Raw genomic sequence first — 18,900 nt, 5'->3', positions numbered from 1 at the left:
CTAGGCACACTTCCTGGAAGGCGTCAAACGCACCGCGCGAAAGTCTTTGATAAGGCGGCTGTTTATGCCGCTTCCTTGCCGAAGTTGACGCCACCGGCTTCGGTCAGCAGGAAGGCCTCACCGCAGGCCTTCGCCAGCGTGCGGACGCGCAGGATATAGCTCTGGCGTTCGGTGACGGAGATCACGCCGCGCGCGTCGAGCAGGTTGAAGACGTGCGACGCCTTGATGCACTGGTCATAGGCCGGGAAGACGCATTTGTGCAGCATCTGGTTGGCGCTGCCCCCCGGAGCACCTGCCGCGAGCAGTGCCTGGCATTCCTTTTCGGCGTCGATGAAGTGCCGGTGCAGCATCGCAGTATCGGCGAATTCGAAATTGTGGCGGGAATATTCCTGCTCGGCCTGCAGGAAAACGTCGCCATAGGTGATCTTCTCCTCGCCTTCGCGGCCGTTGAAGTTGAGCTCGTAGATGGAATCCACACCCTGCAGATACGTCGCGAGACGTTCGAGACCATAGGTGAGCTCGCCCGCGACCGGCGCGCATTCGATGCCGCAGACCTGCTGAAAATACGTGAATTGCGAGACCTCCATGCCGTCGCACCAGCATTCCCAGCCGAGGCCCCAGGCGCCGAGCGTCGGGCTTTCCCAGTCATCTTCCACGAAGCGCACGTCATGCAGCAACGGATCGAGGCCGATCGCCTTCAGCGAACCGAGGTAAAGCTCCTGCAGGTTGGACGGGTTCGGCTTCAGAATGACCTGATACTGGTAATAGTGTTGCAGGCGGTTTGGGTTTTCGCCGTAACGGCCATCGGACGGACGGCGGGAAGGCTGCACATAAGCGGCCCTCCATGGCCTCGGGCCAAGCGCACGCAGCGTGGTGGCAGGATGGAACGTGCCGGCGCCGACCTCCATGTCATAGGGCTGCAGGATGGCACAGCCCTTGTCCGCCCAATAGTTCTGGAGCGCCAGGATCAGCCCCTGAAAGGAGCGGGTCGGAGACATGTGGGCGGGCAGATCGGTCATGGCGATAAAACGGTTGTTTATTGAGGATGCGGACGAGTGCCACGCATCGGGGGCACCGGTCAAGGATTTATAGGCCGGCAAACGGTTTCCGGTCACTCCTCGTCATCCCGCTTCACGCGATACTCTCCCGTCACCGGGTCCTTGACGAGCGTGCCCATGGCGCCGGTCTGGCGCTCCTTTTCCCGCTCCTTCGAGCGCTGGGTGAGCTTTTCGGCATCCTTGATGAATTTCTTGTAGAGCATCCAGCCGCCGCCAATCACGATGATCAGAAATATAAGCTGCGCCATCTCCCCCTCGCGCGTTCCTTTCGCCTTTTCAAAGGCCGTACCTTGCCCACAATGCCCTTTCCTCCAGGCTCGCGGCAAGTCCCGTGGCTGCCCCTGCGGCGATTTCGGCGGATTTGCCCTCGCCGAATACGACGCCCGGCACGCGGCGACCGAAGAGCGTGCGGGCGCTGCCGATCAGTTCCAGCTTCGCATCCTTGCCATAGCGGCGCTTGACGACCTCGCGCACTTCGCCCAAACCGTCGATCAGACCGAGGTCGAGGCCGCGCAGGCCGCTCCAGAAGAGACCTGAAAAAATGGTCGCATCATCGGCGAGCCGCTCGCCGCGGCGCATCTTCACCATATCAATGAAGACCTTGTGGATTTCGAGCTGCAGCGATTTCAGATATTCGATATCGCCTTCCTTTTCCGGCTGGAAAGGATCCAGGATCATCTTATTTTCACCAGCGGTATAAACGCGACGCTCGACACCGATCTTGCGGAGCAGTTCCGGAAAACCGAAACCGCCGGAAACGACGCCGATCGAGCCCACGATTGAGGTCGGGTCGGCAAAGATCTCGTCGCCTGCAAGCGCGATCATATAGCCGCCGGAAGCCGCGACATCCTCGATGAACATCAGCACCTTCTTGTCCTTTTCTTCGGCAAGCGCCCGGATGCGCTGGAAGATCAGGCGCGACTGCACCGGCGAACCGCCCGGAGAATTGATGGCGATCGCGACGACTGGCGCCTCCTTATGTGCAAAGGCCTTGTCCAGCATGGGCGCGACGGTGGCCAGATTGAGGGTCTGCTTGAACTGGCTGCCGCCGGCCATGATCGCGCCGTGGAGCCGGACGACGGGAATCGTCACGCCCTTCTTGCGGAACCGCTTCGGCACCAGCCTCTTCCAAAACCCGGCCATTTCTCTTCCTTTTGTTTGTCGTGTTGAGCCTGTCACAGCATGTATGCGCTGGATTTTCAAACACAATGGCTCGCGTCCGGCGAAAGCGGCATTTTGACATCCTTAGATGCGAATGACTTGCATTATCATTCTAAAAGAGGATATCTATGCCAAGCCCGGGTGGGAAACGGAGATATTGCAATCATGGACATGTCGAGATGGGACCAGCCGAACGGCTGGCGGCACCAACCGGGAGAGGCGTCGCTGTCCGACGTTCACCGCAGCATCCATGTGCCGTCGGGATCGAAGCTACGCCGGATCGCCGCGTTTGCCGGGCCGGGTTACATGGTGGCGGTCGGATACATGGATCCCGGCAACTGGGCGACCTCGCTCGCGGGCGGATCGAAGTTCGGCTATGCGCTGCTGGCGGTCGCCCTGCTCTCGAACCTGATGGCGATCGTGCTCCAGTCGCTTTGCGCCCGCCTTGCGATCGCCTCCGGCCGCGACCTGGCGCAAGCCTGCCGTGACGCTTTCCCGAAATGGATTTCAATCCCCCTCTGGGCGCTGGCGGAAATCGCCATCATCGCGACGGACATCGCCGAGGTGATCGGCACCGCGATCGGCCTCAACCTGATCTTCGGCATTCCGCTTGAACTCGGCGTGCTGATCACCGCGCTCGACGTCTTCATCATCCTCTACCTGCAGAAACTCGGTTTCCGCTGGATCGAGGCCTTTATCATCACCATGCTCGGCGTGATCGCCGTCTGTTTCGGGGTGCAGATCTTCCTTGCCGATCCGGACTGGGGCGGCGTGATCAGGGGCTTCTTCCCGACGACCGAAATCGTCCGCAATCCGGAGATGCTCTACCTCGCGCTCGGCATTCTCGGCGCCACCGTCATGCCCCATAACCTCTACCTGCATTCCGGCATCGTGCAGACCCGCGCCTATGGCCATACGCTGCCGGAAAAACGGGAAGCGCTGACCTTTGCGACGATCGATTCCACCGTCGCGCTCTGCTTCGCGCTGCTGATCAATGCCTCGATCCTCATCCTTGCGGCGGCGGCCTTCAATGCTCACGGGCAGACGGATGTCGTCGAACTCGGTGACGCCCATGCGCTGCTGTCGCCGCTTCTCGGGCTTGCGATTGCGCCGATGCTTTTCGGCATCGCGCTGCTCTGTTGCGGGCTGAATTCCACCGTGACGGCAACCCTTGCGGGCCAGATCGTCATGGAAGGCTTTCTGAAAATACGGTTGCAGCCCTGGATTCGCCGCCTCATCACCCGCGCCATTGCGATCGTCCCCGCAGCACTCGTGACGATGTTGTACGGAGACCAGGGCACGGCAGAACTGCTGATCCTGACCCAGGTCGTGCTGAGCCTCCAGCTTTCCTTCGCAGTCTTCCCGCTCGTCATGTTCACGGCCAGCAAGATCAAGATGGGTGCGCTCGTCGCACCGCGCTGGCTGACCGCGATCGCCTATCTGATCGCCATCGTCATCGCCGTCCTGAACGTCAAGCTGCTTATCGATTTCGTCTCGGGCTGAGCCGCGGATAGGCGGTGCGGCCATTGTTCAGATCGTCCGCGAAGGGCGTGAAGGCGTGGCCATCGGCGCCGTGCAAAAAGAGCGGCGCCCGCAGCGCCAGCCGGGCGCGCGAGCCCTTGACGGCCGTTACGAGAATCCGCGTGGCATTCTCGCCTGGCCTCGGATGGATGGGCGTGATCTCCAGTCCCCCGAACCGTTTACCGCAGGCATCGATGATCTCGGCGATCGATTGCGGCCGGGCGATCAGCGACAACTGCCCGCCGGGCTTCATGATCGCGCCGGCTGTACGGACCCATGCTTCGAAAAGGCCCTCTGTCATCGCATGCGCCTCGGCTTTCAGAGCATCCGGCGTCCTGCGGTCGGCCGCATCGTTGAAGGGCGGATTCATGATGACATGGTCGCAGACCTCATCGAGCAACCCCGCAGCAATTCGCGGCTTGCCGGTCAGCGTCACATCGGTCTCCAGCACCTCGACGCGACCGGCCAGAAAGGCGTTTTCGGGAAGCGCCAAAGTCCGGCGGGCGTAATCGGCCATCAGCGGCGATTTCTCCACCAGCAGGATCCTGGCCTGTTCCAGACGTGCGGCCACGGCAAGGCCGGCGGCACCGGCGCCAGCGCCGAGATCCGCCACACGAACCGGCTTGTCGGCCACCACCAGCGAGGCGAGCAGCATGGCGTCGACGCCGGAACGATGTCCCCCACCCTTCGGCTGCGTCACATGGAAGCGACCACGATGGAAGGCGTCGATGGTATGAGTGGAGGTCAAGGCCTCAGCTCCGCCGCCAGGCCCGCATCCTTCAATATCCCTCGCGCCTCGTCTGCCTTCTCCGCCTCGACGAGAAAGCGGCGCGGCAGAAGCCCGAGCGAACCTTCCAGCACGCTCATCGACTGGTCCGCGATCATATAATGGATGCCGGCATCCTTCATCAGGCTTTCCGCCAGCGACAGGATCACGACATCGTTGGTGCGGATGATCTCCAGCATGACGCTTTTTTGAAACCCCATTAAATCCGGCGGGATGCGATTTGCCCTTGCCGCCCTATCCGCCTCTTTCTATGGTCGTTTAAAAGATTTCGATAGGGAGGCCTCATCGTTGGGCGTCGTCATACCGCTTGAAGAAGGTAAAAACAAATCCGCGTCCGTCAAACCTTTGGTGGACCTTACCAAGGCGGACATGGAGCGGGTCAACCAGCTGATCCTGTCCAAAGCCGGCTCCGACGTGCAGATGATCCCGGAAGTCGCCAACCACCTCATCTCATCGGGTGGCAAGCGTTTGAGGCCGATGCTGACGCTCGCATCCGCCTCGCTGTTCGGCTATCGAGGCGACGGACATGTGAAGCTGGCGACCAGCGTCGAATTCATGCATACGGCGACGCTGTTGCATGACGACGTGGTGGACGAAAGCGATCTGCGCCGCGGCAGATCCACGGCACGGATGATCTGGGGCAACCAGGCAAGCGTGCTGGTCGGAGACTTCCTGCTTGGCCAGGCCTTCAAGATGATGGTGGATGCCGGTTCACTCGAAGCGCTCGATGTGCTGTCGACAGCCGCCTGCGTGATTGCCGAGGGCGAGGTGCTGCAGCTTTCCGTCGCCAAGAATATGGAAACGACGGAAGATGATTACCTTTCCGTCATCCGCGCCAAGACGGCGGCACTCTTTGCCGCGGCTGCGGAAGTCGGTCCGATCGTCGCCAATGCAGACAAAGCCGGGCGCGCGGCGATGAGATCCTACGGCATGAATCTCGGCCTTGCCTTCCAGCTCGTCGATGACGCACTCGACTATGGCGGCAAGGCGGCCGATCTCGGCAAGAATGTCGGCGACGATTTCCGCGAGGGCAAGATCACGCTGCCCGTCATCCTTTCCTATCGCCGAGGGACAGAAAGCGAGCGCGCTTTCTGGCGCAAAGCGATCGAGAATGGCGAAAGCAGCGACGAGAACCTCGAAAAGGCGCTCGGTTTCATCAACAAGTACGATGCCCTGAACGACACGATCGCCCGTGCGCTGCATTACGGCACAATTGCCCGCGATGCGTTGGCGCCGTTACCGGCGTCGCCGCTCAAGGCAGCGCTTCTGGAAGTCATCGATTTCTCCATCCAGCGCGTCAATTAACACGCTGGATCACTAACGAAGGTGTGACCGGCACCGCCCGTCTGCGGCGCGGGAGATTTCCTTGCGGACGTGCTTCAAAAAAGCCATTCTGTTGTGAATCAATTGGAGCATGTGTGGCGGCTGATTTCAGCGCCGTACCAGGCTCTACACGAAAGGCACCTTTCATGCGGCGGCAATCCAGCCTTCTTCTGCTCTCCAGCGCGGCGCTTGCGGCCGTGCTTTTCATCGGCCCGGTTGCACGCGCGGCAACCGCGGATCCGAGGCCAACGGCAGAAGACGTGGTGACTTTCGATGCCAGCGATGTGAATTCGTTTTCCGGCGCGTTCCTGGCAGGCCGCACCGCCGACGTGGATCATGACTACCTGACCGCCATCTCGCTTTACCGCAAGGCGCTCGATTTCGATCCGGCCAATCTGGAGATCCGCGAAAGGCTGATGATCTCGCTGCTGCTCAACGGCGATTTCGAGGACGGCCTCAAGGAGGCTGACGCGCTGAAGGAAGATGCGGCCGTCGAGCGGATCACCAAGATCGTCCGCGGCCTCGACGCCCTGCGCGACAAGAAGTTCGACACGGCGAAAAAGGTCCTCGCCTATGACGGGCCGAACGATCTCGACCGGCTGACGCATCAGCTCCTTTCCGCCTGGGCAGATATCGGCGCCGGCAAGGGCAAGCGCGCCATGGCCAATGTTGCCAATCTCAAGGGGCCGGCCTGGTACAAGGTGTTCACCAGCTACCAGCTCGGCGCCATGGCGCTCGTCACCGGCGATATCGGTACGGCACGCCAGCATCTCAACACGGCCGTCACCAACAACGAAGCCGTGGCAACCGCGCCCGATACCTTCATGCGTGCCGTGATGGCGCTTGCACGTCTCGAGGCCGCCGCCGGCAACAAGCAGAAGGCGCTCGATGCAATCGCTGTCGGCGATGGCATGGTGGCCAATTACGCGCCCCTGAAAGCACTCAGGCAGAGCATTGAAAAGGGCGAGAAGCCGCAACAACAGGTAACCAATGCCGCCGAAGGCGCGGCCAGCGTGCTCTTTTCCATCGGCGGTGCGCTCAATCGCCAGGGCGCCGAGGACATGGTGTCGCTCTACCTGCAGATATCCCACGCGCTTGATCCCAAAAGCGCCGATACGCTGATTCTGCTCGGTGGCATTGCCGAAAAGCTTGAACAGCCCGAGCGCGCCATCAAGTTCTATTCGAGCGTGCCGGTCGATTCGCCGATGCGGCGGATTTCCGAACTGCAGCTCGGCGTGACGCTCTCTGAAACCGGCAAGGCGGAGGAAGCCAAACAGCATCTGAAGGCGCTGATCGATTCCGATCCTTCCGACATTCGTAGCTATATCGCCTATGGCAGCGTGCTTTCCGAAGCCAAGGACTACAAGGCCATGGCGGAGACCTACGACAAGGCGGTCGAGGTGATCGGCCCCGTGCCGAAACCCGGCGACTGGTCGGTCTTCTTCCAGCGCGGCATCGCCTTTGAACGGTTGAAGCAGTGGGACAAGGCCGAGCCGAACTTCCGCAAGGCGCTGGAGCTCAATCCCGAGCAGCCGCAGGTGCTGAACTATCTCGGCTACTCGCTGGTCGACATGAGCAAGAACCTCGAAGAGGGCCTCGACATGATCCGCCGCGCCGTCGATGCGCGGCCTGATGATGGCTATATCGTCGATTCGCTTGGCTGGGCCTATTACCGTATGGGCAAGTTTGACGATGCCGTGACGGAACTGGAACGGGCCGTGCAGCTGCGCGCCGGCGATGCCACGATCAACGATCATCTGGGTGACGCCTACTGGCGCGTTGGGCGCAAGCTTGAAGCGGTCTACCAGTGGAACCGGGCGCTCGTTTCCGAAGGCGAGGACATCAACCGCGAGCACATCAAGGAAAAGATCGAGAGGGGCCTCCCACCGCTCGATCCGAACGCGACCACTGCCGACCGCAGCCCGGCGGAGCCTGCCGCCCCGCCGCCGCCCGCACCGGCAAATCCCGACAAGAAATCCTGACGCTTCATGCCGATCGACAACATGTTTCCCGAAAACGGGCCTGCCGGCGAGGCGGGCCTTTTTGAACTGGCTCCTGCCAAGATCAACCTCGCCCTGCACGTGACCGGACAGCGGGCCGACGGCTATCATCTGCTGGAAAGCATCGTGACTTTCGCCGACAGGGGCGACGTGCTGAGCTTTGCCGCGGCGGAAGCCGACGACTTCATCGTCTCGGGCCGGTTCGCCCATTTCGTGCCGGCCGATGCGGCGGAAGGGGACGGGAACCTGGTGCTGCAAGCGCGCGACCTCTTGCGCCGGACGCTTGCAGATCGGGGCATTGCAACGACACCCGTCGCCATCCATCTCGAAAAGAACCTGCCCGTCGCCGCCGGGATCGGCGGCGGCTCGGCAGATGCAGCCGCAACGCTGCGCGGGCTCCTACGCTTTTGGGATGCAAACCTGCTGGAGCCGGAACTTATCGCACTCTGTCTGTTCCTCGGCGCCGACGTGCCCATGTGCCTCAAGGGCGAGGCGCTGATGGCCAGGGGCATCGGTGAAGAACTCGCCACGCTGCCCACCCTGCCCTCGCTGCCACTTGTGCTCGGCAATCCGCTCATTGGCGTTTCGACGCCGGACATCTTCCGGCGTCTGCTTCGCAAGGACAACCCGTCTATCGGCGCACGTGACGACGACTGGGTACCTTTCCTCAAAACGTTACGCAACGACCTCGAACCGCCGGCCCGTTCACTCGTGCGCGAGATCGATCAGATCTCCAACATGATCGGCGCCGAAGGGGCCATGCTGACGCGCATGTCCGGTTCGGGCGCGACCTGTTTCGGGATATTTCCTTCCCTCGAAACAGCCCAAAAAGCAGTGGACAGCCTTAACGAGCAGAAGCCGGACTGGTATTTTCAGGCCGTGCAGACCATCGGTACAGAGCCATGAACCGGATAGACGAAACACGCCATTTCATTCCCGTCGGCATTGCAGTGCTGACCGTTTCCGATACGCGCACGCCGGAGAACGACAAGTCGGGCGACACGCTCGTTGCCAGGATCGCCGAGGCAGGCCACCAGCTCAAGGCCCGCTCCATCGTGTCCGACGACAAGGAACGGATCGCTCAACAGGTTCGGGAATGGACCCTCGATCCGGAGATCGACGTGGTGATCACCACCGGCGGCACAGGCTTCACCGGCCGCGACGTGACGCCGGAAGCGCTCGAACCTCTCTTTGAAAAACGGATGGACGGTTTTTCCGAAGTCTTCCACCGAATCTCCTACGACAAGATCGGCACCTCGACGATCCAGTCGCGGGCGACGGGCGGCGTCGCGAATGCAACCTTCATTTTCGTGCTGCCGGGCTCGCCGGGCGCCTGCAAGGATGCCTGGGACGGCATATTGAAGGCACAGCTCGACTATCGCCACATGCCCTGCAATTTCATCGAAATCATGCCACGGCTCGACGAGCATTTGAAGCGGGGCGCCGGAAAATAAGTCAGCGGGCTGACGCCGCCACCCAGGCAGGGATCATCTCGCTGACGAGCTTCGAGGCCTTCTGCCCCCTGGCGAGCGCTTCCAGGTCCATGCCGGACTTGGCGAGCGCGATCGCCTGTCGTTTCGGCAAAAGCAGGCCGTATTCCAGAGGCGGCACCGCACGCCCGATGCGCTTGAAGAACGGTCGCCGATAGGTTCGCGACGGCGCGAATCGGGCCGGCCGCTTGTTGAGCGCGATATATTCCATCACCTCGTCGATCCAACCGGCCTGCAGCCGCGCGCCCGGCTCCACCAGAAGCAGCCACTCCCCCCGCGCGCCGCGCAGGATGTCCTTGATCTCCCAATGGGTGTGGAAACGGCAGCCGGCCGCATCGGCGACGTGGGAGGTTCCATCCCGCGAGCCGTGATCGAGCACCACCACATCGCTTACAAGCCCTTCCACCGCGGCGGAAACAAGAATGGAGAGCGTCTGCGCCAGCTCCGATTCCTGGTCGCGGCATTCCATGATGACAGTCAGCATTCCTGACATTTACCGCATTGCAACAGGGAATGCCAGAAACCGTTTTCAAAATTTGTTCTTGCAATGTTCTCGTTTTGAGGCTAGGAATTTAATCATCACGAACGGGGAATTTCCCCTTCAGGAGCGTCCGATGAACGAGCTGTCCCATTTGCGGCAGGCTGCCTTTGCGCCTGCCCATACGGCGGATATTGCCGATGCGCTGGTGAAGTCCTCCGGCCTCAGGGTAGAGGTCGACCGTCGGCGCGGACGCGGCGCGGGCTTGAATCCGAGCGGCCGCTTCGAGGAGGAGCGCCGTGAGATTTTCGACGACGGCTGGCAGACGATCGAGGAGCTGGAACCGTTCAAGACCGAGGTGCAGGTGGAAAAGCCGCGTACGGCAATCACCCGCAACGATTCACCCGATCTCTCCTTCGACCGTTCGATCAATCCCTATCGCGGCTGTGAACACGGCTGCATCTATTGTTTCGCACGCCCGACCCACAGCTATATGGGGCTTTCGCCGGGACTCGATTTCGAATCGAAGCTTTTCGCCAAGCCCGACGTGCCGAAGCTGCTCGAAAGGGAACTGAGCAAGCCCGACTACAAGGTGCGGGCGATCGCGATCGGGACGAATACCGATCCCTATCAGCCGATCGAGCGGGAATGGCGCATCATGCGGCAGATTCTCGAAGTGCTGAACAAGGCCAACCATCCCGTCGCTATCGTGACGAAATCGGCGCTGATCACCCGCGATATCGACATCCTTTCCGAAATGGCTTCGAAAGGGCTTGCGAAGGTCGGCATTTCCGTCACGACGCTCGACCGCAAGCTGGCCCGCACCATGGAGCCGCGCGCCTCGACCCCTCCCAAGCGTCTTACCGCTATCAAGGCGCTGACCGGTGCCGGCATTCCGACGGCGGTCATGGTGGCGCCCGTGATCCCGGCGCTTAACGATCACGAGATCGAGCGCATTCTGGAAGCCGGCCATGCGGCAGGAGCAGCCGAGGCAAGCTATGTTCTGCTCCGCCTGCCGCTGGAGGTGAGCCCGCTCTTCCGCGACTGGCTTCTGCAGAACTATCCGAACCGCTACCGGCACGTGATGTCGCTGATCCGCTCGATGCGCGGCGGCAAGGACTATGATGCCGAGTGGGGCAAGCGGATGAAGGGTGCCGGCCCCTATGCATGGCAGATCGGCCGCCGCTTCGAGATGGCGGTGAAGCGGCTCGGCATGGTGCGCCGCGGCCTGCCTTTGCGCGACGACATTTTTATCCGGCCGGACGGCGGAGGCATACAGCTTTCACTGCTTTGAGCACGACAGGCATGAAGCCTGCGATTTTTTGATTTTCTCTTTCCGGCACCTTCCCCGCATCCATTGCGTGCCGGAATCTCCCCGGTTCCACCGCCGCCCCGGTGGATAGCGACGCCGCATCGCTTGTCCGGGGTTGCAGGAGATCGGGTCGGCGTGCGAGGTTGCCGCCATGTTGCCTCGCACGTCACCCGATTCTCCGATGCTTTTCGAAGAAGTGCCGCTCGTTCCGGATTTCAGCCTGGAACTTCTGGCACGCAAGGCCGGCCATTGGCCGGTCGCCGGCACCGACGAGGCCGGGCGCGGGCCGCTAGCCGGCCCCGTCGTTGCGGCTGCCGTAATCCTCGATCCGAACAATATCCCGGATGGTCTCAACGATTCCAAGCAGCTCACCGCCGCCCAGCGGGAAGTGCTGTTCGAGGCGATCATGGCCACATCGGAGGTCTCGATCGCCGCTTCCGGCCCCCGCCATATCGACGAGCGCAATATTCTGCGCGCCAGCCTCGATGCCATGCGTCGGGCCATAGCCGGTCTTGCCATAACCCCGGCCTATGTACTCGCCGATGGCCGCGACGTGCCCGCCGGCCTTTGCTGTCCCGGCAAGGCGGTCATCCAGGGCGATGCACGCTCCGTTTCGATCGCCGCCGCCTCGATCATCGCCAAGGTCACACGGGACCGGATGATGGCTCGCGCCCACCATGTGTTCCCGGCCTACGGCTTTGCCAATCACGCGGGCTATGGCACGCCGCAGCACCGTGCCGGCATCGAGATGCACGGCCCCTGCCGCCTGCACCGGATGAGTTTCCGGCCGCTTCGGAAGGACGATCTGCCGGAGGGTTGACCGCCAAGGCCAGCTTTCGTCCGCCTGCGCCGAACATCAACTCTTCGGGTCCGTCGCTCGCATGCTCGGGCGATCCGCCATCCGTTCCCACCACGCGACGACCGCCGGATTCCCGGCCATCATGTCCGAAGCGACCGGTGCCTTGAGGAAATAGTCGATCATCGGCGCGACATGGAGATCGGCGAGGCTGAGGGCGCTTCCGCATAGCCATGGGCCATTCGCCATCAGATCACTGATCGCCCGCAGGCAGGTCGGCGCCCGATCGAGTGCTGGCTGCAGCTTGGCAATATCCGTCTGCCTGCCGCTCGGAGGCTTCGAGACCTGCTCGACATAGATGCCCCAGACGAGAGTCGAGTAGAGATAACCATCCGCGATGCTGATGATCTGGTTCATCCGCGCCCGGGCGCGGGGATCGCCGGGCTGCAGATCAGGTCCTTCAAACCCCTCGTCCACATATCTGGTGATGGCGCCGGTCTCATAGAGTGCGAAGCCGTCGTGCTCGAAGGAAGGAATACGCCCGAAAGGCTGCCTTTCCAGATAGGTGGCAGGCGGGCCGCCCGCGGCGAAGACGTCGACCGGCACCAGTTCATAGTCAACGCCCTTCTCGAAGAGCGTCAGCCGCGCCGCGCGCACATAGACACTATAATCGGCACCGAACAGTGTTGGCTTCTGCATTGGCCGTCTCCGAACCTTGCCTCGCTTCGCTGCAGCGAACACGATGGCGGCAAAAGAAAAGCCCCCGGAGCTCAACGCTTCGGAGGCTTCAGATGTTCGATGAAAATCGGAATCAGTTCAATCGCGACTGCACCTTGCCGACGGCGTCCTGAAAGAGTGCATCCCGGGTGGCGGCGTCCGCCTTCTTGGCAATGACGCTTTCGGCAGCGGCGATCGCAAGATCGACAGCGGCAGAGCGCACGGCGCCAATCGCTTCCGCCTCGGCCTGCTTGATCTTCTGCTCGGAAAGCGCATTGCGGCGAGTGACGAATTCCTCCGTCTTCTGCTTGGCTTCCGCCGTCAGAGCTGCAGCTTCACGCTCGGCAGCGGCGACGATCTGCGCGGCATCCGCTTCGGCTTCCTTGCGCTTGCGCTGGTATTCGGCAAGCAATAGCTGAGCCTCGTCACGCAGACGCTTTGCCTCGTCGAGTTCCTTGCGGATGTTTTCGGCCCGCTCGTCGAGCGACTTCGCCATCATGCCCGGCACTTTGAGATAGACGATCAGAGCCAGGAAGAGGACGAGACCGACGAACGCAAAAAATGTTGCATCGAATGCCATCGGATCAGGCCTCCGTCTTCACGGCTGCAACCGCAGCCTTGATGTCATCGCCAGTTGCCTTGGCGCCGATCAGCTGATCGACGATGGCAGATGCGGTTTCTTCGGCGATCTGGCCGACATGGGCAAAAGCCTGCGCCTTGATCTCTCCAATGCGGGTTTCGGCCACCGCAAGCTTCTGAGCTAGTTCGGCCTCGATCGCAGCACGGTCGGCGGCAGCCTTCGTCTTGGCGGCTTCGCGGGCGGTTTCGGCAATCGAATGCCCCTTGGAACGGGCGGCGGCCAGTTCCTTTTCATAGGTCTCGACGGCAGCATCCGCTTCCGCCTTCAGGCGGGCGGCCTCGTCGAGGTCCTGGGCGATCCGGTCATGGCGGTGTTCGAGAATGCCGCCGACGCGCGGAACGATGACCTTCTTCATCAGGAGATAGAAGAGGCCGAAGGTGATGACGAGCCAGAGGATCTGCGACGGGAAATAGGTCGCGTCGAAGGGCGGGAAGGTTCCGCCACCGTGCTCGCCTTCATGGGCGACGCCGGTTTCGGTATGCACTTCGCCAGCCGGCGCGGCATGCGTATCGCCCGCAGGGGCGGTGCCCGGTGCTGCAGGCGTTTCAGGAGCGGCCGGCGCGGTCTGCGCATGTGCCGAGGTCACGAACATCATCACCTCCAGGTGTATTCCAAATGCGAAGGATCACGGCGCGCTTTTCCAAGCGGCCGCGATCCCGATCCCTGGCCAGGTATCAGACTGCGTAGAGCAGCAGGAGAGCGATGAGCAGCGAGAAGATGCCCAGAGCTTCCGTAACGGCGAAGCCGAATACCAGACGGCCGAACTGGCTGTCAGCGGCGGACGGGTTGCGCAGGGCGCCCGAGAGGTAGTTGCCGAAGATGTTGCCGAGGCCGAGAGCCGTGCCGGCCATGCCAAAGCAAGCCAGACCTGCACCGATGAACTTTGCTGCTTCCGCTTCCATGAGAAACTCCTTGAAATGGTTGTTGCGGCTGATGACTGACGCCTCAGGACGCCAATGTCGTTATCCTTAGTGCCCGCCGGGATGGATCGCGTCGTTGAGGTACATGCAGGTCAGCACCGCAAAGACGTAAGCCTGGAGGAAGGCGACGAGGAATTCGAGACCGGTCAGGGCGACCGTCATGATGAGGGGAAGGACTGCACCGCCGATGCCGAGTGCGCCGAGGGTTCCAAGCGAGGCGACGAAGCCTGCGAACACTTTCAGCGTGATGTGGCCGGCAAGCATGTTCGCGAAAAGACGAACGGAGAGCGAAACCGGGCGGGAGAGGAACGAGATGATTTCGATCGAGACGACCAGCGGCAGCAGCGCGCCCGGCACACCGCTCGGCACGAAGAGCTGCAGGAAGTGCAGGCCGTGCTTGTAGAAGCCGTAGACGAGGACCGTGCCGATGACCAGAAGCGCAAGCGCGAAGGTGACGATGATCTGGCTGGTAACGGTGAAGAAATAAGGAAACATGCCGAGCAGGTTCGCGGTCAGCACGAACATGAACAGCGAGAAGACCAGCGGGAAGAACTTCATGCCGTGGCTGCCCGCGCCTTCGCGCAGCATTCCGGCGATGAACTCATAGGACATTTCCGCGACCGACTGCGCCCGTCCCGGGATGAGGCCGCGCTGAGACGTCGCAAAATAAAGAAAGCCTGCAGCGCAAGCTATGGTCGCGACCATGAAAAGAGATGCATTTGTGAAGGAGAAGTCGATGCCGCCGATCTCGATCGGAACGATCTTGCTGATCTGAAACTGATGGATCGGATCGTTTGCCACCGTCTACCTCTTTCCTTCGCCGCCGAAGCGACTTTGCTCATTATCGAAGCCGCCGAAGGCCGCTTCATTTCCCATCCTTGTCGTTCCGCTTCTGCATGGACGGTGGCGGAGCCACCATGCCGACGGAGCGGAGCACATTCAAAACACCGGCACAGAAACCGAGGAGAAGCAAAACGATCAGCCCCCACGGCGACGTACCGGCAAAACGGTCGAGCATATAGCCCAGGATGGCGCCAACCGCGACGGCGGAGATGAACTCGGAGGAAAGCTTGAAGCCAAGAGCCATGCCCTTGCGGCTTTCTTCCGATTGCGCGTCCCTCTTCGCCTCTGCCACGTCTTCGGCCTTCCTGTTCGCAAGCTCTGCGGACAGGCGCCTCCGGCGCTCTTCCAGACCATCGTCCCGATCATCCGTCATTCGCGTCCTCCCCTCCTCCGGCTTCCAGACCCAACAGCCTGCATGCCGGCCGGCCATCTATAATGCAGCCAGCGAGGGATTTCGCGCCTTCCGGCCCGTTTTCAAGTCGCGCGCAACATAGTTTTGAGCGCCCATATAGTCAAGGCGTCCAAGGCTGTTAGACTGAGGTAAATTAGCCGAGAAGTTTCATATAGTTACAGGCAATGCAACCTGAGCCGGGTAAAACTGTCGCGGGAATCGCTGCCCATTGTGACGCCGGGGGAAGCCTCAGCTCCAGCCGCCGCCATAGGTGCGATAGAAGACATGCAGGCCGATGCGGCCGACCTTCTTCATCGTGCGCGCCCAAGCCGGCCGTACATAGACGGCATGGTAGTGGGTGGCGGACCCCACTTCCGGCAGCCAGATCTTGCCCGCCGTCACCGCCATTGCCACTTCGCGGGCCATCTTCCAATGATATTGCGAGCGGATGCGGTCCTTGATCCGGTCGCAGGCGAAGGAAAACTGGCAGCGATTGCGCCAATCCTCGTTCTGGTAGACGACGTCGCAAATCGTGCCCGGATAGGCAGGATTGCGGACGCGGTTCAGAATCACCTGAGCAACCGCCGCCTGGCCGCGGGCGGATTCGCTGCGCGCTTCGAAATAGATGCCGGAGGCGAGGCATTGCTGTTCACGGGCGGAGAATGCGGAAGGCGGCAGCGGCGTCGCAGCCCAGGCGTGATCCTTCGGCCCGATCGGCGGAATGAACCGGCCCACATTCGGCTTTTCCTTCAGAATCGCATCGAAGGGCGACTGCTTGGCGAAATCGGGCTCCGGCGGCGCATAGGCGGTCGCGAGCACGTCGGCATGGCTGTTGTTGATGAGGCTTGCGACCATCGGCAGGAGGCCGTCGTCCGGCTTCGGTTCTTCCTTCTTGCGGAAATAGAAGGAGGCGAGTTCGATCTGCTTCTGCGCCTTACCGGGCTTGGCAAAGGCCGTCAGCTCCTTGCGTGTTTCGATCGGCAGCGTAAGCGCGCTGGAGCGTTGCAACACGGAACCCGCAGAAAAGGCCTTGGGCGGCTGCATCGGCTCGACGGCGACGACGCGTCCCTTCTTTGAGGCGCGGTTGACGCGCTCTTCATCCGGGCGCGGATCAGTGGATTTCTTCTCATCGACCAGGGCGATCTTGCGGCCATCCGGAAGAGTGATTCCCGCATTGCCGGAAACGGCGTCTTTCAGGCCCGGGAATGCCAGCGAGGCCTGATGGATCGAGCCTGCCGGGGAATTGGTGAGCACCATGCGCCACTGATCCGCGTTATTGAAACCGGTCAGAAGATCGGCGAGGTCTCCCTGGGCGGGAGAGGATGGAAAAAGCAGCCAGCAGGCGAGGCCGAAGACAGCCGGAGAAGTCCAGGCATCCGGACGGGACGAGGACTTGCGACTCAAAATACGCTTCGAACGCAAAACCGAAAACTCCACAACGGCAACGACGACCCGATGAAGATCGATCATTAACCTTGATGCGCGGTTAACGCGGATGGCCGAAGCGTCCTGAAATCCGGCTTATTTAGCAGATTCACATAAACGTCAGGGTGATGTGTATCAGATGATGACATGCGAGCCGAGCTCCACCACCCGGTTGGCCGGCAGGTGGAAATAGTCGGAAGGATCGGTCGCGGTGTTGGCCATGGCGATGAACAGCCGGTCCTGCCACATCGGCATGCCGGATTCGGCATCCGGCACGAGCTTGCGGCGGCCGAGATAAAAGGAGGTCGACATGATGTCGAACTTGAAGCCAGTTTTCCTCAAATAAGCGAGCGCCTGCGAGACATTGTGCGACTGCATGAAGCCGAAACGCAGTTCGATCAGCGTGAAACGCTCGGAAATCTTCTCGATCTTGAACCGCTCTTCCACGGAGACGCGCGGCTTGTTGACCGTCACGATTGTCAGGATGACGTTCTTCTCGTGCAGAACGTGGTTGTGCTTGATATTGTGCAGCAACGCCGCAGGAGCCGTTTCCGGATCGCTGGTCAGGAAGATCGCCACGCCCGGCACCGAGACCGGTGCATGATCGCTCTTCTTCTCCACCATGGGGACGAAGGTCGCAAGCGGCACGTCTATGCGGCGGGTCTTTTCGAAAAGAATCGCCGCACCGCGCTTCCAGGTCCACATGATGATGGTGAAGATGATTGCCATCGTGATCGGCACCCAGCCTCCGTCGTGGATCTTCAGGAGATTGGCGCCGAGGAAGACCAGTTCCAGCGCAAGCAGCGGCGCCAGCGTGGCGATGGCGAGTGTCTGCGGCCATTTCCATTTCGCCCGCACGAATTCGAAGGCCATCAGCGTGGTGACGACCATGGCGCCGGTCACGGAGATACCATAGGCGGTGGCGAGCGCCTCGGAACTCTCGAAGCCGAGCACCAGCGCAGTCACGCCGACCAGAAGCAGCGTGTTGACCGACGGCAGGAATATCTGGCCGATATTGGTCTCGGAAGTGATGAGTATCTGCATGCGCGGCAGATAACCGAGGTGGATCGCCTGACGCACCAATGAGAACGCGCCGGTAATCACCGCCTGGCTGGCAATGATGGTTGCGGCCGTCGCCAGGATCACCATCGGCAGCAGCGCCCATTGCGGGAACATCAAATAGAAGGGATCGGACATCGCTTCCGGGTGCTTCAGCACGAAGGCGCCCTGCCCCAGGTAATTGAGCGTCAGGGCCGGAAACACCAGCACGAACCAGGCCCACTGGATCGGCCGGCGTCCGAAATGACCGAGGTCGGCATAGAGCGCTTCCGCCCCGGTGACCGTCAGAAAGACCGCGCCGAGCACAACGATGCCGACAAAGCCCTCGTGCAGCATGAACTCCATAGCGTACCACGGATTGAAGGCTGCCAGGATACTGTAGTCATCGGAAATATGAACGACGCCGAAGCCCCCGATGGCGATGAACCAGAGAGCGGTGATCGGCCCAAAGAAGGCCGAAACAAGCCCCGTTCCCTTCGACTGGATGGCAAAAAGCGCGATCAGGATGCCGACCGAAATCGGCAGCACGGCATTCTGCAAGGTCGGCGTCACGAGCTTCAGCCCCTCGACAGCCGACATGACCGAAAGCGCCGGGGTGATCATCGCATCGCCCAGGAAGAGCGCCGCGCCGATAAGGCCAAGCAGCATCAGGAATGCCTTATGGCCATTGGCCGTCTTGGTGAGCATGGCGAGCAAAGAAAGCGTACCACCTTCGCCATCGTTATCGGCGCGCAGCAGGAAGAGCACGTATTTGAACGTCACGATGATCGTCAGCGCCCAGATCATCAGCGAGATAAGGCCGATGATTTCGGTCTGCGTAACGCCGTCATGGGCGACCGGCTTCAGGGCCTCGCGGAACGCGTAGAGCGGGCTCGTGCCGATATCGCCGTAGACGACACCGACGGAGCCAAGCGCAAGCGCGAAAAGGCTCTGCCCCTTCGTTTCTTCGGTGACATGAATTTCAGCGGGTTGACCCATG

The 18,900-nt window shown here is 61.4% G+C and carries 21 protein-coding genes; 7 read left to right on the top strand and 14 right to left on the bottom strand.

Translation table 11 applies throughout. The annotated features are described in order from the left end of the window. Window positions 1-62: 62 nt before the first annotated feature. The 3 genes from QEO92_RS02450 to QEO92_RS02440 all read right to left on the bottom strand — a co-directional run bounded on the left by QEO92_RS02450 (window position 63) and on the right by QEO92_RS02440 (window position 2,201). Entirely contained in the window at window positions 63-1,019 is a 957-nt protein-coding gene (locus tag QEO92_RS02450) for a glycine--tRNA ligase subunit alpha (protein WP_037159864.1), read from the bottom strand. Between the two features lie 92 nt (window positions 1,020-1,111). Then, complete coding sequence (locus tag QEO92_RS02445; protein ID WP_227702038.1) at window positions 1,112-1,306, bottom strand: hypothetical protein; 195 nt, start codon at window positions 1,304-1,306, stop codon at window positions 1,112-1,114. A 28-nt stretch (window positions 1,307-1,334) separates the two neighbouring features. Then, window positions 1,335-2,201, bottom strand: a complete 867-nt coding sequence (locus QEO92_RS02440) for a S49 family peptidase (protein ID WP_210049296.1) — start codon at window positions 2,199-2,201, stop codon at window positions 1,335-1,337. A gap of 183 nt (window positions 2,202-2,384) precedes the next feature. On the opposite strand from QEO92_RS02440, the gene QEO92_RS02435 reads away from it, so the two are divergent. After that, entirely contained in the window at window positions 2,385-3,722 is a 1,338-nt protein-coding gene (locus QEO92_RS02435) for an Nramp family divalent metal transporter (protein ID WP_227702037.1), read from the top strand. Here QEO92_RS02435 and QEO92_RS02430 read toward each other — a convergent pair. Together QEO92_RS02430 and QEO92_RS02425 are read right to left on the bottom strand one after the other, a co-directional pair. Next, the gene (locus QEO92_RS02430) at window positions 3,700-4,488 is read right to left on the bottom strand and encodes a tRNA1(Val) (adenine(37)-N6)-methyltransferase (RefSeq protein ID WP_227702036.1); all 789 of its coding nucleotides are present in this window, start codon (window positions 4,486-4,488) and stop codon (window positions 3,700-3,702) included. The two genes, QEO92_RS02435 and QEO92_RS02430, sit on opposite strands and share 23 nt — an antisense overlap. Further along, entirely contained in the window at window positions 4,485-4,706 is a 222-nt protein-coding gene (locus tag QEO92_RS02425; RefSeq protein ID WP_037159866.1) for a putative signal transducing protein, read from the bottom strand. The genes QEO92_RS02430 and QEO92_RS02425 overlap by 4 nt, the downstream gene beginning before the upstream one ends. Before the next feature lie 109 nt (window positions 4,707-4,815). Here QEO92_RS02425 and QEO92_RS02420 point away from each other — a divergent pair, with 109 nt between their 5' ends. The 4 genes from QEO92_RS02420 to moaB all read left to right on the top strand — a co-directional run bounded on the left by QEO92_RS02420 (window position 4,816) and on the right by moaB (window position 9,304). Then, window positions 4,816-5,832, top strand: coding sequence for a polyprenyl synthetase family protein (locus tag QEO92_RS02420; RefSeq protein WP_227702035.1), 1,017 nt, complete (start codon window positions 4,816-4,818; stop codon window positions 5,830-5,832). 164 nt (window positions 5,833-5,996) lie between these two features. Further along, window positions 5,997-7,832: a tetratricopeptide repeat protein gene (locus QEO92_RS02415; RefSeq protein ID WP_227702034.1), complete on the top strand. Its 1,836-nt coding sequence runs from the start codon at window positions 5,997-5,999 to the stop codon at window positions 7,830-7,832. Window positions 7,833-7,838: 6 nt separating this feature from the next. Continuing rightward, complete coding sequence (locus QEO92_RS02410; protein ID WP_227702033.1) at window positions 7,839-8,756, top strand: 4-(cytidine 5'-diphospho)-2-C-methyl-D-erythritol kinase; 918 nt, start codon at window positions 7,839-7,841, stop codon at window positions 8,754-8,756. After that, entirely contained in the window at window positions 8,753-9,304 is a 552-nt protein-coding gene (gene moaB, locus QEO92_RS02405) for a molybdenum cofactor biosynthesis protein B (protein WP_037158304.1), read from the top strand. The genes QEO92_RS02410 and moaB overlap by 4 nt, the downstream gene beginning before the upstream one ends. 1 nt (window position 9,305) lies before the next feature. On the opposite strand, the gene QEO92_RS02400 is transcribed toward moaB, so the two are convergent. Next, window positions 9,306-9,824 (bottom strand): glycosyltransferase family 2 protein, encoded by a 519-nt coding sequence (locus QEO92_RS02400; protein ID WP_037159870.1) that lies wholly within the window; start codon window positions 9,822-9,824, stop codon window positions 9,306-9,308. A gap of 130 nt (window positions 9,825-9,954) precedes the next feature. Between QEO92_RS02400 and QEO92_RS02395 the strand changes: the two genes are divergently transcribed. Then, the gene (locus tag QEO92_RS02395) at window positions 9,955-11,112 is read left to right on the top strand and encodes a PA0069 family radical SAM protein (RefSeq protein ID WP_227702032.1); all 1,158 of its coding nucleotides are present in this window, start codon (window positions 9,955-9,957) and stop codon (window positions 11,110-11,112) included. A 169-nt stretch (window positions 11,113-11,281) separates the two neighbouring features. Continuing rightward, the gene (locus QEO92_RS02390) at window positions 11,282-11,950 is read left to right on the top strand and encodes a ribonuclease HII (protein WP_227702031.1); all 669 of its coding nucleotides are present in this window, start codon (window positions 11,282-11,284) and stop codon (window positions 11,948-11,950) included. Between the two features lie 36 nt (window positions 11,951-11,986). On the opposite strand, the gene QEO92_RS02385 is transcribed toward QEO92_RS02390, so the two are convergent. The 8 genes from QEO92_RS02385 to QEO92_RS02350 form a co-directional block, all read right to left on the bottom strand. Continuing rightward, the gene (locus QEO92_RS02385; RefSeq protein ID WP_227702030.1) at window positions 11,987-12,625 is read right to left on the bottom strand and encodes a glutathione S-transferase family protein; all 639 of its coding nucleotides are present in this window, start codon (window positions 12,623-12,625) and stop codon (window positions 11,987-11,989) included. 112 nt (window positions 12,626-12,737) lie between these two features. After that, window positions 12,738-13,223 (bottom strand): F0F1 ATP synthase subunit B, encoded by a 486-nt coding sequence (locus QEO92_RS02380; RefSeq protein WP_037158313.1) that lies wholly within the window; start codon window positions 13,221-13,223, stop codon window positions 12,738-12,740. 4 nt (window positions 13,224-13,227) lie between these two features. Further along, a complete protein-coding gene (locus QEO92_RS02375) occupies window positions 13,228-13,875 on the bottom strand; it encodes a F0F1 ATP synthase subunit B (RefSeq protein ID WP_407720743.1) in 648 nt (215 codons plus the stop codon). An 82-nt stretch (window positions 13,876-13,957) separates the two neighbouring features. After that, window positions 13,958-14,185 (bottom strand): F0F1 ATP synthase subunit C, encoded by a 228-nt coding sequence (locus tag QEO92_RS02370; RefSeq protein WP_037158317.1) that lies wholly within the window; start codon window positions 14,183-14,185, stop codon window positions 13,958-13,960. A gap of 66 nt (window positions 14,186-14,251) precedes the next feature. Beyond that, window positions 14,252-15,004: a F0F1 ATP synthase subunit A gene (locus QEO92_RS02365; protein ID WP_037158319.1), complete on the bottom strand. Its 753-nt coding sequence runs from the start codon at window positions 15,002-15,004 to the stop codon at window positions 14,252-14,254. Window positions 15,005-15,068: 64 nt separating this feature from the next. Continuing rightward, a complete protein-coding gene (locus tag QEO92_RS02360; RefSeq protein WP_037158321.1) occupies window positions 15,069-15,419 on the bottom strand; it encodes an AtpZ/AtpI family protein in 351 nt (116 codons plus the stop codon). A 267-nt stretch (window positions 15,420-15,686) separates the two neighbouring features. Then, entirely contained in the window at window positions 15,687-16,841 is a 1,155-nt protein-coding gene (locus QEO92_RS02355; RefSeq protein WP_037159872.1) for a cell wall hydrolase, read from the bottom strand. 156 nt (window positions 16,842-16,997) lie between these two features. Then, window positions 16,998-18,899 carry a potassium transporter Kup gene (locus QEO92_RS02350; RefSeq protein ID WP_037158323.1) on the bottom strand — a complete coding sequence of 634 codons (1,902 nt, stop codon included), beginning with the start codon at window positions 18,897-18,899 and terminating at the stop codon, window positions 16,998-17,000. Window position 18,900 lies beyond the last annotated feature (1 nt).

This window comes from Neorhizobium petrolearium (genome assembly GCF_029854435.1).
Taxonomy (GTDB): domain Bacteria; phylum Pseudomonadota; class Alphaproteobacteria; order Rhizobiales; family Rhizobiaceae; genus Neorhizobium; species Neorhizobium petrolearium.
The sequence above is the reverse complement of the archived record's forward strand: the minus strand, read 5'-3'. Positions and strand labels throughout refer to the sequence as shown.

What these genes read in the sequence shown, in the direction of transcription:
- QEO92_RS02450 (WP_037159864.1), bottom strand. Translation starts at nt 1,019, where the DNA reads ATGACCGATCTGCCCGCCCACATGTCTCCGACCCGCTCCTTTCAGGGG.
- QEO92_RS02445 (WP_227702038.1), bottom strand. Translation starts at nt 1,306, where the DNA reads ATGGCGCAGCTTATATTTCTGATCATCGTGATTGGCGGCGGCTGGATG.
- QEO92_RS02440 (WP_210049296.1), bottom strand. Translation starts at nt 2,201, where the DNA reads ATGGCCGGGTTTTGGAAGAGGCTGGTGCCGAAGCGGTTCCGCAAGAAG.
- QEO92_RS02435 (WP_227702037.1), top strand. Translation starts at nt 2,385, where the DNA reads ATGGACATGTCGAGATGGGACCAGCCGAACGGCTGGCGGCACCAACCG.
- QEO92_RS02425 (WP_037159866.1), bottom strand. Translation starts at nt 4,706, where the DNA reads ATGCTGGAGATCATCCGCACCAACGATGTCGTGATCCTGTCGCTGGCG.
- QEO92_RS02415 (WP_227702034.1), top strand. Translation starts at nt 5,997, where the DNA reads ATGCGGCGGCAATCCAGCCTTCTTCTGCTCTCCAGCGCGGCGCTTGCG.
- QEO92_RS02410 (WP_227702033.1), top strand. Translation starts at nt 7,839, where the DNA reads ATGCCGATCGACAACATGTTTCCCGAAAACGGGCCTGCCGGCGAGGCG.
- moaB (WP_037158304.1), top strand. Translation starts at nt 8,753, where the DNA reads ATGAACCGGATAGACGAAACACGCCATTTCATTCCCGTCGGCATTGCA.
- QEO92_RS02400 (WP_037159870.1), bottom strand. Translation starts at nt 9,824, where the DNA reads ATGCTGACTGTCATCATGGAATGCCGCGACCAGGAATCGGAGCTGGCG.
- QEO92_RS02395 (WP_227702032.1), top strand. Translation starts at nt 9,955, where the DNA reads ATGAACGAGCTGTCCCATTTGCGGCAGGCTGCCTTTGCGCCTGCCCAT.
- QEO92_RS02390 (WP_227702031.1), top strand. Translation starts at nt 11,282, where the DNA reads ATGTTGCCTCGCACGTCACCCGATTCTCCGATGCTTTTCGAAGAAGTG.
- QEO92_RS02385 (WP_227702030.1), bottom strand. Translation starts at nt 12,625, where the DNA reads ATGCAGAAGCCAACACTGTTCGGTGCCGATTATAGTGTCTATGTGCGC.
- QEO92_RS02380 (WP_037158313.1), bottom strand. Translation starts at nt 13,223, where the DNA reads ATGGCATTCGATGCAACATTTTTTGCGTTCGTCGGTCTCGTCCTCTTC.
- QEO92_RS02375 (WP_407720743.1), bottom strand. Translation starts at nt 13,875, where the DNA reads ATGTTCGTGACCTCGGCACATGCGCAGACCGCGCCGGCCGCTCCTGAA.
- QEO92_RS02370 (WP_037158317.1), bottom strand. Translation starts at nt 14,185, where the DNA reads ATGGAAGCGGAAGCAGCAAAGTTCATCGGTGCAGGTCTGGCTTGCTTT.
- QEO92_RS02360 (WP_037158321.1), bottom strand. Translation starts at nt 15,419, where the DNA reads ATGACGGATGATCGGGACGATGGTCTGGAAGAGCGCCGGAGGCGCCTG.
- QEO92_RS02350 (WP_037158323.1), bottom strand. Translation starts at nt 18,899, where the DNA reads ATGGGTCAACCCGCTGAAATTCATGTCACCGAAGAAACGAAGGGGCAG.